Source organism: Streptomyces sp. 2A115 (assembly GCF_052245575.1).
In the GTDB taxonomy this organism is placed as follows: Bacteria; Actinomycetota; Actinomycetes; order Streptomycetales; family Streptomycetaceae; genus Streptomyces.
Genome location: NZ_JBQQCG010000046.1, coordinates 1 through 15021 on the forward strand (window position 1 = coordinate 1; position 15021 = coordinate 15021).

Annotated in this window: 13 protein-coding genes and 1 pseudogene; 10 read left to right on the forward strand and 4 right to left on the reverse strand. The window is 68.5% G+C overall.

Going from position 1 to position 15021, the window contains the following annotated elements; translation table 11 throughout:
• Both ACTWQR_RS32695 and ACTWQR_RS32700 read left to right on the forward strand, forming a co-directional pair.
• Positions 1-127 (forward strand): annotated as a pseudogene (locus tag ACTWQR_RS32695) (glutamine synthetase); the annotation flags it as partial.
• 575 nt (positions 128-702) lie between these two features.
• The gene (locus tag ACTWQR_RS32700; protein WP_443230821.1) at positions 703-873 is read left to right on the forward strand and encodes a hypothetical protein; all 171 of its coding nucleotides are present in this window, start codon (positions 703-705) and stop codon (positions 871-873) included.
• 151 nt (positions 874-1024) lie between these two features.
• Here the strand turns inward: ACTWQR_RS32700 and ACTWQR_RS32705 are convergent, their stop codons facing one another.
• Positions 1025-2137 carry a glycosyltransferase gene (locus ACTWQR_RS32705; RefSeq protein WP_443230822.1) on the reverse strand — a complete coding sequence of 371 codons (1113 nt, stop codon included), beginning with the start codon at positions 2135-2137 and terminating at the stop codon, positions 1025-1027.
• A 242-nt stretch (positions 2138-2379) separates the two neighbouring features.
• Between ACTWQR_RS32705 and ACTWQR_RS32710 the strand changes: the two genes are divergently transcribed.
• Positions 2380-2931, forward strand: coding sequence for a TetR/AcrR family transcriptional regulator (locus ACTWQR_RS32710; RefSeq protein ID WP_443230823.1), 552 nt, complete (start codon positions 2380-2382; stop codon positions 2929-2931).
• A gap of 134 nt (positions 2932-3065) precedes the next feature.
• Here ACTWQR_RS32710 and ACTWQR_RS32715 read toward each other — a convergent pair whose 3' ends face one another.
• Positions 3066-4577: a glycoside hydrolase family 3 protein gene (locus ACTWQR_RS32715; protein ID WP_443230824.1), complete on the reverse strand. Its 1512-nt coding sequence runs from the start codon at positions 4575-4577 to the stop codon at positions 3066-3068.
• Positions 4578-4979: 402 nt separating this feature from the next.
• Here ACTWQR_RS32715 and ACTWQR_RS32720 point away from each other — a divergent pair, with 402 nt between their 5' ends.
• The 6 genes from ACTWQR_RS32720 to ACTWQR_RS32745 all read left to right on the forward strand — a co-directional run bounded on the left by ACTWQR_RS32720 (position 4980) and on the right by ACTWQR_RS32745 (position 11122).
• Positions 4980-6107, forward strand: a complete 1128-nt coding sequence (locus tag ACTWQR_RS32720) for a phytanoyl-CoA dioxygenase family protein (protein ID WP_443230825.1) — start codon at positions 4980-4982, stop codon at positions 6105-6107.
• Positions 6089-7408 carry a DUF6271 family protein gene (locus tag ACTWQR_RS32725; protein WP_443230826.1) on the forward strand — a complete coding sequence of 440 codons (1320 nt, stop codon included), beginning with the start codon at positions 6089-6091 and terminating at the stop codon, positions 7406-7408. Before ACTWQR_RS32720 ends, ACTWQR_RS32725 begins: the two co-directional genes overlap by 19 nt.
• Positions 7409-7416: 8 nt before the next feature.
• Positions 7417-8613 (forward strand): type III PLP-dependent enzyme, encoded by a 1197-nt coding sequence (locus ACTWQR_RS32730; protein WP_443230827.1) that lies wholly within the window; start codon positions 7417-7419, stop codon positions 8611-8613.
• Entirely contained in the window at positions 8606-9136 is a 531-nt protein-coding gene (locus ACTWQR_RS32735) for a GNAT family N-acetyltransferase (RefSeq protein ID WP_443230828.1), read from the forward strand. The genes ACTWQR_RS32730 and ACTWQR_RS32735 overlap by 8 nt, the downstream gene beginning before the upstream one ends.
• On the forward strand, positions 9120-10298 hold the full coding sequence (locus ACTWQR_RS32740) for an MFS transporter (RefSeq protein ID WP_443230829.1): 1179 nt from the start codon (positions 9120-9122) through the stop codon (positions 10296-10298). Before ACTWQR_RS32735 ends, ACTWQR_RS32740 begins: the two co-directional genes overlap by 17 nt.
• A gap of 272 nt (positions 10299-10570) precedes the next feature.
• Positions 10571-11122 (forward strand): GNAT family N-acetyltransferase, encoded by a 552-nt coding sequence (locus ACTWQR_RS32745; protein WP_443230830.1) that lies wholly within the window; start codon positions 10571-10573, stop codon positions 11120-11122.
• Positions 11123-11340: 218 nt separating this feature from the next.
• Here the strand turns inward: ACTWQR_RS32745 and ACTWQR_RS32750 are convergent, their stop codons facing one another.
• Positions 11341-12198 (reverse strand): NmrA family NAD(P)-binding protein, encoded by an 858-nt coding sequence (locus ACTWQR_RS32750; protein WP_443230831.1) that lies wholly within the window; start codon positions 12196-12198, stop codon positions 11341-11343.
• Between the two features lie 165 nt (positions 12199-12363).
• A complete protein-coding gene (locus tag ACTWQR_RS32755; protein WP_443230832.1) occupies positions 12364-13311 on the reverse strand; it encodes a methionyl-tRNA formyltransferase in 948 nt (315 codons plus the stop codon).
• 249 nt (positions 13312-13560) lie between these two features.
• Here ACTWQR_RS32755 and ACTWQR_RS32760 point away from each other — a divergent pair, with 249 nt between their 5' ends.
• Positions 13561-14919: a lysine N(6)-hydroxylase/L-ornithine N(5)-oxygenase family protein gene (locus ACTWQR_RS32760; protein ID WP_443230833.1), complete on the forward strand. Its 1359-nt coding sequence runs from the start codon at positions 13561-13563 to the stop codon at positions 14917-14919.
• Positions 14920-15021 lie beyond the last annotated feature (102 nt).

Genomic DNA, 15021 nt, shown 5'->3' on the forward strand with positions numbered 1-15021 from the left:
GGTCGAGAAGGACGGCAAGGGCTACATCGAGGACCGCCGCCCGAACGCCAACGTCGACCCGTACGTCGTCACACGCCTGATCGTCGACACCTGCTGCACCGCCCTGGACAAGGCCGGCCAGATCTGACCCGGAGTTCGCGCGCGTCCCCGTTGCCCGTCGCCTCCCGAAGGCGCGGGCAACGGGGCCTTGATGTCGGCGAAGGGTCGGTCCTCCAAAGAGGTTCCGCGGGCCCAGCAGTCGTGGAAGCGCGGGCGACTGGTGAGGAGCCGCGAGCGCGCCAAGCAGGGCACCCTGAGCCACTTCGACAGGGACATCACTCGACCTTATGACCGCTGCAAGGATCAGATGCCTATGGATCAAGGGGTTCTGTGTCTGTGCCCCGCATGGCACCATCTGTTGGCGTGGAGTGGTCGAGTCTGGTCGGGACGGGGCTTGGGGCCGTACTGGGGGTGGGGGCCACCTTGGTCGGCGAGCATGTGCGTTGGCGGCGCACCGCCAGGGACAACAGGCTGCAGGATCGCCGGAGCATGTACGCGGATTGTCTCGTCTCCTTTCGGAGGGCGCACGAAGCCATGCGGTTGGCCGCCGACGAAGAGCATGCGAGTCCGCAGGCGAGAGCGGCCAGGATTCGGCAGGTACACCAGGCGTCGGGATGCGATGAAGCACGGGAACGGCTGATTCTGGCAGCGAACCATGAGGTGGTGACGGCGATCGACGCGTCGTACATCTCGCTTCGAAGGATCCGCGAGGTACTTGCCTCCGGCTCCACCGTGCCGTCCCCGGACTATCAAGCGGCCAGGCAGGCCCATAAGGACGCGACCGAAGCGGCTCGCGTCGTTCTCCGTCGCGAGCTGAGTTCCCTGGACATCTGATCTGCTGTCCCTGGACGGCTGCTCCAGGGCCTTCGGGCTAGCTGGTCGAACCGTCCTGACTGCCACACCGGACGGCATAACCCCTTGCCCCTGAAGGTCCCCCGGAGATCATTTCCGGGGGACCGTTCGATTTGCACGTCTCGCGGACGGGTTACCCGAGGAACTTCAACAGGAGCCCGAGAACCTCGTCGGCCGAGTTCATCCCGGCGATCTCCTCGGCCACCGTCGCGGCGCCGTCGGTCACCGCGTGGTCGGCGAGCACTCGCGCGACCGCGTCGGCGACCTGGTCGGCAGCATCGATGACCACGGCCGCGCCCGCTTCGGCGGCCCGCGCCGCGTTGACGGGTTTGTCCAGACCCATCGGGAACAGGACCATCGGTCGGGCAGCGCTCAACGCGGACAGCACACTGCCCGCTCCCGCGTTGGACACCACTACGTCCACCCCCTCCAGCAGTTGCCTCATCGGAACGAAGCCCGCCAGGTGCACCCGCGTGGAGTCGACCGGCCGGTCCCCGAAGTCCGTTGCGGAGTGCGGAGCGACGAGAACGTTGACGTCCAGGGCGGCCAGCGAGTCGAGGATCGCGGCGAGGGTGTCGGGATCCTCGACGACCGTGCCCAGGGTCACGAGGACCAACGGGCGGTCCTCGCGATCGGCGAACTGCGGCCGGGACCACGTGCTGTTCTCGTCGGAGTGCGGCTCGGGGCGGATGGCTATTCGCTCTGCGGGCAGCGCGTAGCCGTCCCGGAGGAGGCTGTCGGGCCACGGGTCGACGTAGGCGACGGGCGCCGTGGGGGTCACCCCGTAATGGGCGAAGCGAGCGACGGCAGCCTCGTCAAGCACGGTGGCCAGCCCCGCGTCGAGCGGTAGGGCCGCCCCATGCGCTGCCCAGGGGACGCCGAGCGAGGCGGCGGCAAGTCTGCCGAGGTAGTCGACCATGTCGGCGACGATGAGGTCGGGGGCAAAGGCGGTGGCGGCGGCCAGCGCGGCCTCCGCACCCAGGCCCACTCGGGATTCGATGAAGAACTCGACCGGTCCGGCCGCCATGTCCTGTGTAGCGTCTATCTCGGCGCGTCGGGTGACATCCCGCAGGGTCTCCGGGATGCTCGGGCCGGCGGGGAGTAAGGGCATCGGAGCGGTCGAGGCGGTCATCGAGGCATGGCTGAGCACGGCGACTTCGTGACCGGCGCGGCGGGCCGCCGCAGCGAGCGGCAGCATGGGCAGCAAGTGTCCGAAGGCGGGCGTGCTGGAGAACAGGATTCGCACGGAACTCCTCAACGTGATGTGGCGGCCATGTCATCGGCCGCTCGAAGGCGAGCGCGGAACGCCGGCCGACGGATGGGGCGGGCAACCACCCGTCCGCCCGGGCCGGACAGACAATGCGTCCGCCCAGCCCACTGACCCCGGCTCAGCCAAAACTCGCACTCTGACAGGGTGTTGACCCAGCGACGTCAGTGAGCGGCTGGGGCGGTGGTTACCCTAGCAATAAAAGTGAAGGATGGTTCATTTTGCCGAAGGTCACAGCGGCTTACATCGAGGCGCGGCGCCAGGAAATCCTCGAGGCCGCCCTCACGCTGTTCGCCGAGAAGGGCTTTGCGCACACCTCCATGGCGGACATCGCCGCCGCGTGCGGGATTTCCATCGGGGCGGTGTACCGCTACTTCCCGAGCAAGGGTGACCTGGTCCTGGCTGTCTGCAGCGAGGGCGAAGGCGAACGAATCCCGGGTGACACCGCAAGCGAGGCCGCCGAGCAACTCCGCCGCCACGTGGATCCGCGGAACAACGGGCACGCGCACGCCCGGCTGGTGGCTCAGATCTGGGGCAACGCCGCGATCGACCCCCTGCTCGCTCCGGTCGTCGCGGGACGGCACGCCCGCGTACGCGACCAGTTCGCCGACCTGATCACGCAGAAGCACTCCGGAGACGGTGAGCACCGGACACCCACCGACGAGGCCGAAGTCGTCCTCGCCGCCCTCATCGGATACGCCGCGCTGGTGGCGGCCGGTGCGGACGTCGACCACGACGGATTCGGGCGTGTGCTGTCCCGGCTGCTCGACTGACGCCTCCCGATCACGCGTGGCGTCGCGGGGCTCGTGGCAGGGCCCGGCCGTTCGCGACCCGCCGTCTCCCCGAGCGTCTGCCTCCGCGAACGCCCCGCACCAGGCGGTGAGGTCGGCGCGTGGGAGGTCACGGGCTACCGGGCGCCCGCCAGGACTTCCGCCGCGGCCACTCCGGATGCGGCGGTGGCACCGTGTGTGAAGATCTGGACGACTCCGGAGACGGGGGCGCCCGGCAGGCCCATCTCCACGACGATCGCGTCGGGACGGGCCGCGACCAGGTCCCCGAGGGCGTGCGTCATCCACTCGTGACGGGAGGCGTCCCGGACGACGACGACCAAGGGGCGCCCCGAGGCGGGTACGAGTGCGTGCGTCTCCAGGGCGGTGGTCCGGGAGCGCAGCTCCTGGTGGTGCACCCGCACGGAGGTGGTTCCGGGCAGCCGCTCGCCCAGTGGGACGGCGACACCCCAAGGGGTCTCCTTGCCGATGGCCAGGTTGGTGGTGGGCACCAGCTCCACCACGTGCGGCGCGGTGGGCAGAGGCAGGGCGTGTTGGGTGGCTCCGGCCAGCCGGATGGCCCGGCGGGCGGCTGTCAAGCCGATGTCGCTGCCATCGGTGTCGACGGGGTCGACCGGGCCCAGGCCCGCAGACCAGGCCGCGAACTCCCGGACACGGCCGGCCGCCTCGTCGAGCCGCTCCTCGGTGAGATCTCCGGACCCGACGGCGCCGACGAGAGCGTCGGCGAGCATGACGGCGGTGGCCTCCTCGGCGTTCTCGCCGCCGACACAGACGGCGTCGGCACCGGCGGCGACGGCTCTCACCGTGGCCCCGCCGATCCCGTAGCGGTCGGCGACGGCCCCCATCTCGATGGCGTCGGTGACGATCAGGCCGTCGAACCCGAGTTCCTGGCGGAGCAGTTCGCCCAGGATGCGTCGGCTGAGCGTGGCAGGCAGGTCGGGGTCGTAGGCGGGGACCAGAAGGTGGCCGCTCATCACCGCGCGAACGCCCGCGTCCAAGGCGGCGCGGAAGGGGGGCAGGGCCTGGGTGACGATCTGTTCGCGGTCGGCACCGTAGGTGGGCAGACCGTGGTGGGAGTCGACGGCGACGTCCCCGTGGCCGGGGAAGTGCTTGGCGCAGGCGGCGACCCCCGCCGACTGAAGGCCCCGGATCCACGCGGCGGTGTGCCGGGACACCACCTTCGGGTCGACGCCGAAGGACCTGACCCCGATGATCGGGTTGTCGGGGTTGGAGTTGACGTCCGCGCTGGGCGCGTAGTCGAGGCTCACCCCGGCGGCGTGCAGTTGGCGTCCCAGATCGGCGGCGACGGCTTCGGTCAGCTCGGTGTCGTCGACTGTTCCGAGGGCGAAGTTGCCGGGCCGGGTGGATCCGGTCGCGGATTCGATCCGGGTGACATCGCCGGCCTCCTCGTCGATCGCGATGATCAACTCGGGGTTCTCCGCGCGGAGTTGTCCGGTCAGACGGGCGACCTGTTCCAGCGAGACGATGTTGCGGCCGAAAAGCACGACGGATGCCAGCCCGTCACCGATCTCGCGCAGCACCCACTCCGGTGCCTCAATACCCACGAACCCCGGCTGCAGGGCGGAGAGCGCAAGTCGTCGCAACTCCTTGCTGTGCTTGCTGGAGACCATCGAGTGCGCCTTTCGGGTCGGGCTCGCTGGTCCATGCCGCCGACGACGGCATCGGCAACAGGGACGAGCTTGGTACAGACCAATGAGTTTTCGCTCAGGCTAACCGCTGATGTCAAGAGGGTCCGGATCTCGCCAACTTGATAACGACACGCGCTCAAGTCACCTGTTTGACAGCGCGAGTTGGTCTAGTCCAAGTTGGTGGTACGCGAGTTCGAAGAGGGGCTGGTGCGACACGTGGTGCAGTGATCCTGCTGGACACGACCACCACTCCTCAGGCGGGACCACCACTCGTCAGGCGGTGCGGACACCCATCGCGTTCCTGCCAACCACCGCCGCACTCTGCGCAGTTGGTGATTCCCGGCCGGGAGTCACCGGTACGAGATCAAGGCCTGGAGCACAGCAATGCCAACGCCTGACCGTTATCTCCATCGAGCCCCCTCGGACGTCCCCTACTTCAGCTCGGACGCCGAGACGTACTTAGCCCAGACGCCTCTGCGGGACCTGAAGAAGACCCGTCCGCTCAGAGTGCTGTCCGAGGAGGACCTCGCCTTCTGGCAGACATTCGGCTACGTCGTGGTGAAGCAGGCGATTCCCGCGTCGTCGGCCCGACGCCTGCTGGACTTCGCCTGGGACTTCCAGGGACTCGACCCCGACCGTCCGGACACGTGGTACCAGGACCGCGAGTACCGCTCGGACCTTGACCGGGAACTGCACATCTACGGGTTCGTCGAGGCCTACCACCACCAGCTCATATGGGACAGCCGCCAGTCGCAGCGGGTCTACGACGCGTTCGTCGACGTATGGGACTGCGAAGAACTGTGGGTGACCCTCGACCGTCTCAACCTGAACCCGCCCAACATCAAGAACCGCGATCGGGCCCTGATTCCGCGTACGGAAGAGGGGTTCGACATCGAGCTCCACTGGGATGTCGACACCACGCTCGGTGTGCTGCCGCAGCGGGTCCAGGGGATCATCGCCCTGAACGACACCACGCCGGAGCTCGGCGGATTCCAGTGCTGCCCCGAGCTGTTCCGTCGATTCGACCGGTGGAAGGCACTCCAGCCCGACGACCGCGACCCGATCCGGCCCAGGATCGACCGCGCGGAGTTCCCCGTGGTGCGACCGGAACTCCAGGCCGGCGACCTGCTGATCTTCAATGGCCTGCTGGCGCACGGCGTGGCGCCCAACACCTCCGAGACTGGCGTGCGAGCGGTCCAGTACCTGTCGATGATGCCCGCGCTCGAGTCCCGTCAGGAGCTGAGGCGTTCCCGGGTCGAGTCCTGGCGCACCCTCAGCACGCCGGACTGGAACGCAACGCTGCTCGGCGACGTCACGCGACACGAATCCCTGAGGTACGGCAGGGCCACCCTCAATGAACTCGGTGCCAAGTTGCTGGGCCTCACGTCCTGGAGCGGGGCATCCCTGGACGACACGAACGACACGAACGACACGAACGACACGAACGACACGAACGAGGCGAACGAGGCGGACAAGGCGGTCGGAGAAGAGACATGCGCAGAATTTGTCTGACCCTCCCCACCAACAGGCCCTGTTCCGCGACGATCGCGGCCATCGGCGAGGAAGCGGCCCACGCTGCCGAGCACTTCGACGCCGAGGTCCATCTGCTGATCCTCGACTCCTGCGACGCCCCCGCGTACGCGGAGCACTCCGAGGCCGTGCGCCGCCTCCCCGGCAACCCACGAATCGCCGTACACCACTTGGGCGAGGCGGACCAGCGGGATTTCCTCCAGCGGGTGATCGGCCGGTCCGGGGCCATGAAGCCCGACCTGCTGCTGGATCTGATGCTTCCGGCGGATCCCTCCTACGGTGCCTGCACCAACCGTGCCTTCCTGATCGGCATCGCGCTCGGCTGCGAGTCCGTGCACCGAAGGGACTCCGACAGCCGGTACCAGGTCGTGAACGGCGAGACGGTCTTCCCCATCCATCACGAGCTCATGTCGCTGGGCAGGCGCGCCGCCGACGCCGCGCACGACGTCACCGAGAACGCGCTGGACGTGCGGCACGCGGACAAACGTGTCGCGATGGTCGGCAGCTCCTTCGTGGGCGAACTCTCCGTGGACATCGGCGAGATCCTCCGGCTCGACCCCGATGTCTACTACGACATGGTCAGCCTGTGGGCGCCCGTCCACTGGTCCGGCGAACAGAAGAAGCAGCTCGTCGACGAGTCCTTCCGGGGGGCGGGCTCGCAGACGTTCGTCCGCGACCACTCGACACTCACCCTGGTCGACCCCATGCGGGTGGACATGTGCAACATCAGCTTCCACGGGGTGCACGAACGCGTACCGCTGCCGCCCGCGACCGACACGATCGGCAGTGACTACTTCCTGATCCACCTGGTCCATGACGCCGCGCTGCCGGGTGTTCTGCACAACCGGAACATCGTGAACTTCTACACCGGTGAACGACGGACCGACTCCGGGTTCATGGCGTACCAGACGCGCTACGTCAAGTTCCTGCTGTCGATGCTCTACTTCAACTTCATCTACGACGGGCTGGGCCGGGCCGGAGCGTCGTTACTCGACGACCGGGGGCAGGTGCGTGCGTCCGCCGTAGCCCGGTTGGCGAGGGAGAGCACACGGCTCGACCGCGGCGAGAACGTCCAGCGGTTGGACATCCTCGACGCCGCGTACCGGCAACTGGGCGGCAGATACGCCACGTTCGCCGATCTCCTGGCGCAGCGCCGTGAACGCCTCCTTGACGAAGCACGGAGCGACATCGAGGACTTCGCCCTGCTGGTGGAGGCATGGGAGCCGCTGGTGGGTGCGGCCCGGCTCACCCCCGTACACCAGGCGCCCGGGCAGCCGGAATGAGTACGGCCATGACGCATGAGCCCGCGTCCCTGTTCGCCGCGCTGGCGGCCGCCACCGAGGACCGGATCGTCTTCGACCTGACCGGAATCGAGGACCGCTACGAGACGCTGCGGCGTGAACTGCCCGGAGTCGTTGTCCGTTTCGCCATGAAGGCCTGTCCGGTGGACGAGGTCCTCACGTGCCTGGCGAGGAAGGGTGCCGGGGTGGACGGGGCAAGCCCCCGTGAACTGGAACAGGCGCTGCGGGCCGGCGTGCCGGTCGCCAGGATGCACTACGGCAACACCGTCAAGTCCGACCGGGACATCGCCGATGCCCATCGCCTCGGCATCAGGGACTTCGCGACCGACAGCCTGGAGGACGTGGCGGCCATCGCGGTCCACGCCCCCGGCGCCCGGGTGTTCTGCAGACTGGCGACCAGCGGGGAAGGGGCGCTCTGGGGCCTCAGCAACAAGTTCGGCTGTTCGCCCTCCGACGCGGTGCGGGTGCTGGAATCGGCGCGGGACAAGGGCCTGACACCGTCGGGCCTGTCCGTGCACGTCGGTTCCCAGCAGATGACCGCCGACGCCTGGCACAGTGCCGTCGAGTCACTGGCCGACGTCCTGGCCGCCCTGGGCCGGCGAGGGATGTCCCTGGACCACGTCAACCTCGGCGGCGGGCTTCCGGCACTCGGGTACCTCGACCGGTACGGCACGCCGCTGGACCCCCCGATGGACAAGATCTTCGCCGTGATCCGCGAGGGCATGCGGTACCTCAGGGAAGTCCACGGCGACCACCTCGAGTTCGTCATGGAGCCGGGGCGCCACCTCGTCGCCGACCACGGAGCCATCCGGGCCCACGTGGCCCGGCTGTCCGAGCGGCGGAGACCGAACGGCGAACGCCAGCACTGGCTCTACCTGAGCTGCGGCAAGTTCAACGGCCTGTACGAGATGGACGCGGTGCAGTACCGGCTCGTGTTCCCCACACATCATGACGCCGAATGTGTCCCTGCCGTCATGGCAGGTCCCACCTGCGACAGCGACGACGCCTATCTCCCTGACTACGGTCTCGTCCAGGTACCGAAGGGCCTGGCATCGGGAGATCCGGTCTGGGTGCTGTCCAGCGGCGCCTACGCGATCAGCTACATGACCCAGGGCTTCAACGGTTTCGACCCGCTTCCGTACACCTGGACGAGTGCACCCGGACGAACGAGTGGCGCCCGTGAGTGACGACATACGCGTACGCCACATCACCGACGCCGACTGGGACGCCATCGTGGAGATGGAGTCCCGTGCCTACGCCGCAATCGGCCTGTCGGAGGGGCGCGCGGCGCTGAGGTCCAGGGCGGACGCCTCGCCGAGCACGTGTTTCGTACTGGACGTCGGTGCCCGGACTGTCGGATACCTTCTGGCCCTGCCGTATCCGGCCGGCCGGTACCCGGACCTGGAACGGGCGGAAGAGGCGGTGATCCCGTCGCCCTCTCCGCGCAATCTGCACCTCCACGACATCGTTGTCACAGAGCGCCTTCGCGGCAGGGGACTGGCGCAGAACCTCCTGAACCACCTCACTCTGACGGCCGGTTCACGGGGGTACGAGCGGATCTCGCTGATCGCCGTCGGCCGCAGCGAGCCGTTCTGGTCGGCGCGCGGGTTCACCGCGCACCCGGGGATCTCCCCCGGCGGTTACGGCACGCATGCCGTCTACATGTCCAAGGCGACGAAGCGAGCTGATCTACTTGTTCCGTGTCCATGACCCCTTCTACCGCGGCCAGTTGGCGATCGCCGCACTGTTCTGTTCCCTCGGATTCCAGTACGCCACCTGGGCCTCGCGGATCCCCGCGATCAAGGCGGACCTCGGTCTGACCGCGGCCGAGGTGGGTGTGTTGCTGATGGCGGCGGGGATTGGCGCGGTGGCGTCGTTTCCCCTGGTACCGGTGCTCATGAAACGGCTGGGCTCCGCCCGGCTGGCGCTCCTGTCGACCCTCGTCCTGACTCTGTTGCTCCTGGCTCTGGCCGCGGCACCGAACTATCCGGTCGCCTTGCTGGTGCTCCTCGCCGACGGCGTGTTCGTGGGGTGCCTGAACGTCGGCATGAACGCGCAGGGAACGGCGCTCGAGACACGCCACGAGCGCAACGCCATGGCCAGGCTGCACGCGACCTTCAGCGCGGGTTCACTGCTGGCGGCCCTCCTGGCCTCCGGCATGAACGCGGTGACCACGTCGGTCGTGGGCCACTTCGGTGTGGCGGCCGTCATCCTCGTACTGCTGGCTGCCTGTGCCCGCCCCGGTCTTCTCGCCGAGGACGCGCCTGCCGCCGAGAAGGAGACGGAGAAGACGGAGACGGAGAAGAAGGCCGGCGGCAGATGGACCCTGCCGTCCCGCATGACGTTGTGGATGTGCTGTGCCATGGCTTTCGCGACCGTGACCGAGGGCTCCATGAACGACTGGTCCGCCCTCTACATGAGGGAAGTCGCCGAGGCGTCGGCAGAACTGGCGCCCATGGGCATCGCCGTCGTGTCGGGCATGATGGTGGTGGCCCGCCTCTTGGCGGACGGCTGGCGCAGCCGTTGGGGCGACGGGCGCGTCGTCCTCCTCGGGAGTGCGCTGGCCGCCGCCGGGCTTGCCTTCGCCCTGGTGGGCGGGGGAGTGGTGACGGCCCTCATCGGGTTCGCCTGCGTCGGACTGGGATGCGCGGCGGTGACCCCATGCGTCTATGTGGCCGCGGCGAAACAGGGTTCGGACGCGCTGGCCCTGGTGGCCGCCATGGGCACGACGGGCCTTCTGGCCGGGCCGCCGCTCATCGGCTTCGTGGCGAATGCGAGCAGTCTGGTGTGGGGCTTGGCGCTTGTCGCGGCAGCGGCGGCCGTGGTCTCCCTGTGCAGCACGCAGATCCGGTGGACACCCGCGACCGGCTGACCCGTGGCCTGCCGATCGCCGCGCTCCGGAGGTCCCTGTCGGCGACGCCACTTCGGCGGAGCGCACCGAGTGTGTACGTACGTCTCCCCGTGGCCACCGGGATCCTGACGGTCGGCGATGCCTGGGCCACGCTCAACCCCATGTTCGGCACCGGGATGACCACGGGCTTGCTTCCCGTTACCCCGATGCCGTCCCTGTGTGGCTGAGCTGTTCTGTCCCCGAGCATCGGTGCGTACGGTTCTTTGAGAATCCCGCTTGTGAAAGGCACATCTGTGACCAACGACGAGATACTCCGCATCGAGACTCTCTCTCCTGCCCACGCTGAGGACTTCGATCTCATGTCAGCGGTGACCGCGCTGATCAACGAGGTCTACGAAGTGGCCGAGGAAGGCTTGTGGGCCCCTGGCACAACTCGGACCAGCCGACAGGAGGTTGCGTCGCTCACTCAAGCGGGGGAAGTCGCTGTGGCGCGGCTGCACGAGGAGATCGTCGGATGTGTCCGGATCCAGCAACTTGCCGCTGATATTTGTGAGTTCGGCATGCTGGCTGCCGCGCCCAAGCGGCGTGGCACAGGGATCGGCAGGGACCTGGTGCGGTTCGCCGAACAGTACGGTCGGGAAGCCGGACTCGATGTCATGCAGCTGGAGTTGCTTGTTCCGCGCGAGTGGTCGCACCCCTCCAAGGAATTCCTGGCGGACTGGTACGGACGCATCGGCTACGAGGTGGTCCGTACGGGTTCGATCGACGAGTCGTATCCGGAGTTGGCCCCCAGTCTGGCAACTCCGTGCGACTTCGTGATCTATCACAAGAGCCTGCACGCGTAGTCGTGTCGCGGGACCGAACCCGCTCCCTGGCTCGTTGCCGGTGAGGCGCCCCAGGCCGTGTACGCGGCGTCCGCTGCGTGCCCTGGAGGCCCTGTCTGTCGCCTGCGTGCCGCCACGGCCCTGGTGATCCCGGCCGGAGGCACCCTCACCTTGCGACGGACGCGGTCGTCACCTGTGGTGCGGATCCTTCCGCGTCCGTCCCATCTACTGCGCGGGGGCTACGTCGTGCCCGCGGAGGCTGGTGCCTTGAAGGCGTTCGCGTGCTCCGCGGCCCACTGGGCGAAGGTGCGGGCCGGGTGGCCGGTGACCTTTTCGACGGTGCCGAGGACCGTACGGCCCACCTCCGGGGTGTTCCCGTACGCCTCGATCAGGAAGCCGATCACGTCCTCCGGGTGGCCGGCCGCCCGCCATTGCGCGACGGCCTGCTCCTCGGTCAGCTCGACCAGGGCGATCTCCCGGCCACGGGCGGCGGCGATCGCTGCCACCTTGTCGCCGACGGTCAGCAGCTCGGGGCCGGTGATCACGTACTCCTGGCCCCCGTGGCCCTCCTCGGTGAGCGCGACCGCGGCGACGGCGCCGATGTCGCCCTCGTGGACCATGGCGCTCAGCCGGGAGACGAACGGCTCGCGGACTTCGCCCGAGGCCACGACCCCGTCCGCCCACTCCAGGGCGTTGGCCATGAACTCGACCGGCATGAGCACGGTCCAGTCCACGCCGTCGTCGCCGCGCACGGCGTCCTCCAGCAGGGACGGCCCGCCGCCGTGCAGCACGGTGATCCGGCGTACGCCGGCCGCGCGGGCCAGTGCCAGGATCCGCGGGCCGGTCTCCAGCGGGGCGAAGTAGGGGCCACCGAAGGTGATGAGGTGAAGGCCCGTGACGCCTTCCAAGGCCGGGATCAGGCTGTCGGGTTCGGTCAGGTCGCCCTGGACGACTTCGACGCCGTCCGGGAGGGCGGCGCTCGCCGCGTTCCGGGTGAGGGCGCGGACCGCGTGGCCGCGGGCGAGCAGTTCGGCTACGACCTGGCGGCCGACGGTTCCGGTGGCGCCGGTGACAAGAATCCTCTGCGTCTGCGTCATGGCACGACCGTAGGGAACCTTGCGGTCAGGTTCTGTCCGCAAGGCGCGGGCCGCGGAAGCGGCGACAGGAACTGTCATCAAGGGGCCGCCGCCGTGCGAAGACGGGAAGTCCCGCACGACGGCGGCGTCCGGCCGGCCCTCGGGACCGTGGTGAGGGCCGACGTATCAGGGGCGGCTGGTCAGATAGCCGCCCATGGAGGTGAAGTACTCCGTCGCGGGGAGCTCCCGGCCGTCCTCGGTCCGTACGCGCGTGATGGCCAGGCCCCGGTTGCGGCCCGTGCGGGCATCGGCTCCGGCGACGATCACCACGCCGTCGCCCTCGCGGTAGAAGATCCGGCCGGGCGTACCGCCGTAGTGACCCTGGGACACCACGGCGGCGAGGACCTCGAGTCGCTTGCCCTTGTGGAAGGTGAAGGTGCTGGGGTACGGCTCGGACTGGGCGCGGACCAGGCGTTCGAGGTCCGCCGCCGGCCAGGTCCAGTCGATGCGGCTGTCCTCGATGGACCGCTTGTGGAAGAAGCTCGCCCGGGACCGGTCCTGCTTGGTGAACTCCGTCTGCCCGGCGGCGATGAGGTCGAGTGCGCCGATCGTGACAGGGGCGATGAGGTCGACGGTCTTGTGGAAGAGGTCGGTGGCCGTGTCCGTCGGTCCGACCGGCACCGCCTCCTGCCGGACGATGTCACCGGCGTCGAGTTCGTCGTCCATCATGTGCGCGGTGACGCCCACTTCGGGCTCGCCGTTGATCAGGGCCCAGATCAGCGGGGAGAAGCCGGCGTACTTCGGCAGCAGCGAGTCATGCACGTTCAGCGTGCCGTGGCGCGGGAGGCCGAAGATGCGCGGGGGGATCCACGTGCGCCAGTTGTTGGCCACGATGATGTCGGGGTCGGCCGCCTTGAGGCGCTCGAACAGCTCGTCGTCGTCAGGGCGGTTGCGGATCAGCACCGGGACGCCGTGCTCTTCGGCGAGGTCGGCGACGGAGTCGCTCCAGATCTTCTCGTACGCGTGCTCGCTCTTGGGGTGCGTCACGACCAGCACCACGTCGTGCTCGGAGTCCAGAAGGGCTTGCAGGGTGCGGTGCCCCCAGGTTTGGTAACCGAGCATGACGACCCGCATGGGGTTCCTCCTCAGGGCAGGGAATGACCGGCGGCAAGTAAAGCAAGGCTTACCTTAGCTTGCAACGGGGGTATTTGGTGCCCCAGTTGACGAGCGTCGATACCCGGTCGTCCGTTTTGCCCTGTCGACACCTTGGCGGGTTTAGCTTAGGCTCACCTAAGTTTCACGGTGTGTCGCTCCGTCGGCGTGCCCACCTTTCGTACTTTCCCCCACGCCTGACAGGCGGCTGCCCCGCACGATGGGAGTGACATGTCACAGGTTCTTCCTGATGACGCATCATCGGTCCACGACCTCATTGGCATCGGCTTCGGGCCGTCCAATGTGGCCATGGCGATCGCACTCAGCGAGCACAACGCACGCGTCGGCGGGCAGGAGGCGGTCACCGCTCAATTCTTCGAGCAGCAGCCGCGTTTCGGCTGGCACCGCGGCATGCTGATCGACGACGCGACCATGCAGGTGTCCTTCCTCAAGGACCTGGTGACGCTCCGGAACCCGGCCAGCGAGTTCAGCTTCCTCTGCTACCTGAAGAGCAAGGGGCGGCTGATCGACTTCCTCAACCACAAGAACCTCTTCCCGCTTCGGGTGGAGTTCCACGACTACTTCGAGTGGGCCGCCGCCAAGGTCGACGACGTGGTCTCCTACGGCCACGAGGTCGTCGGCGTCACGCCCGTCGTCCGGGACGGAGCCGTGGAGTACCTGGAGGTGACCGTCCGGTCGGGGGAGGGGCTCTCGGTTCACCGAGCCCGCAACCTCGTCATCGGCACCGGACTGCGTCCCCTCATGCCGGAGGGCGTGGAGCGCGGCGACCGCGTCTGGCACAACTCCGAACTGCTGGCGAAAGTCGAAGAGTTGGAGGGCACCTCGCCCTCTCGGTTCGTCGTCGTGGGCGCCGGGCAGAGCGCCGCCGAGAACGTCGCCTACCTGCACCGCCGCTTCCCCCGGGCCGAGGTCTGCGCGGTCTTCTCCCGCTACGGCTACAGCCCCGCCGACGACAGCAGCTTCGCCAACCGGATCTTCGACCCCGCGGCGGTCGACGAGTACTTCGCCGCGCCCGAGGACGTCAAGCGCCGGCTGATGGACTACCACGGCAACACCAACTACTCCGTGGTGGACATCGACCTGATCGACGACCTGTACGGCCAGATGTACCAGGAGAAGGTCCTCGGTACCGAGCGGCTGCGCTTCCTCAACGTGTCCCGGCTCACCGAGGTGGAGGAGACGCCGACCAAGGTCCGTGCCACCGTGAAGTCCCTGGTCACCGGCGAGGAGACTCCCCTGGACGCGGACGTCGTGGTCTGCGCCACCGGATACAGCCCCGTCGACCCCCTCGGTCTCCTCGGCGAGGTCGCGGACCACTGCCTGCGCGACGACGAGGGCCGCGTCCGCGTCGAGCGCGACTACCGCATCGCGACGGACCCCGACCTGCGCTGTGGCATCTACCTGCAGGGCGGCACGGAGCACACGCACGGCATCACGTCGTCTCTGCTGTCCAACACCGCGGTCAGGGTCGGCGAGATCCTGGACTCGCTCCTCGACCGGGGCGTCAAGTCCACGTCGGACGAGGCCCGGCCAGTCGCCGACGCGGGCGCTCCGCTCGAGGTGCGGTAGTCCGGCTGCGGGCCGGATGTGGCTGGTCGCGCCCGCGCGGCGGAGCCGCACAATGCCACAGCCCCGCGCCCCTGCGGGGCGCGGCCCCCACGCCGCCACAGG

Excerpts from the sequence above, each read along its gene's own strand:
- ACTWQR_RS32720 (WP_443230825.1), top strand. The coding sequence starts at position 4,980 with ATGCCAACGCCTGACCGTTATCTCCATCGAGCCCCCTCGGACGTCCCC.
- ACTWQR_RS32715 (WP_443230824.1), bottom strand. The coding sequence starts at position 4,577 with ATGGTCTCCAGCAAGCACAGCAAGGAGTTGCGACGACTTGCGCTCTCC.
- ACTWQR_RS32750 (WP_443230831.1), bottom strand. The coding sequence starts at position 12,198 with ATGACGCAGACGCAGAGGATTCTTGTCACCGGCGCCACCGGAACCGTC.
- ACTWQR_RS32725 (WP_443230826.1), top strand. The coding sequence starts at position 6,089 with ATGCGCAGAATTTGTCTGACCCTCCCCACCAACAGGCCCTGTTCCGCG.
- ACTWQR_RS32755 (WP_443230832.1), bottom strand. The coding sequence starts at position 13,311 with ATGCGGGTCGTCATGCTCGGTTACCAAACCTGGGGGCACCGCACCCTG.
- ACTWQR_RS32760 (WP_443230833.1), top strand. The coding sequence starts at position 13,561 with ATGTCACAGGTTCTTCCTGATGACGCATCATCGGTCCACGACCTCATT.
- ACTWQR_RS32730 (WP_443230827.1), top strand. The coding sequence starts at position 7,417 with ATGACGCATGAGCCCGCGTCCCTGTTCGCCGCGCTGGCGGCCGCCACC.